The 480-nt window shown below is 48.8% G+C and carries 1 protein-coding gene; it reads right to left on the bottom strand.

Features of this window, described 5'->3' with window-relative positions:
- Positions 1-2: 2 nt before the first annotated feature.
- Entirely contained in the window at positions 3-401 is a 399-nt protein-coding gene (locus tag BGM27_RS20265) for a DUF3168 domain-containing protein (protein ID WP_217031402.1), read from the bottom strand.
- Positions 402-480 lie beyond the last annotated feature (79 nt).

Raw genomic sequence — 480 nt, 5'->3', positions numbered from 1 at the left:
TCTCAATTGTTTATTGTGAAGCGCATTCTGAGAATGCCGTGACGCGTGTACCCGTCAATATCGGTGATTACCTGCATGCTGCGCATCTCAGAACGGCATAAAGAAAAGCCCTCTATGGTTAGGGGCCTGCTTGTTAACGCTTGAAGCACGAGGCTCAAAATCTCCATCGCTTCTTTTTTTCCGTTGTAACCTGACCAGCAGTGCAGAACGACATTAATTTCTTCACCGCTGGATGTCTTGGTTTTGAATGGGGAAACATCATCATCCCCCATTGTCACATAAGGCTTTTCCTGATCTTTCGGGACTGCATCAAAGACGCCTGTGACGCGCCCGTTCAGCTCTTCGTCTGTTGATAACCTCTTAAATAGAGCAGCCTGCAACGGCCACAGGGCAGATCGCATGATGACAGCTCCTTTCTATCACATTTGACTGGCAAAATACCGCATGCCTTCGTCCACCGCTGGATTCCAGAACGGCTGT

Origin of the sequence: Bacillus sp. FJAT-27001 (assembly GCF_019039175.1) — a bacterium.
Classification (GTDB): Bacteria; Bacillota; Bacilli; order Bacillales; family Bacillaceae; genus Bacillus; species Bacillus velezensis.
Note: the sequence above shows the minus strand (reverse complement) of the source record. Positions and strands in the feature narration are given on the sequence as shown.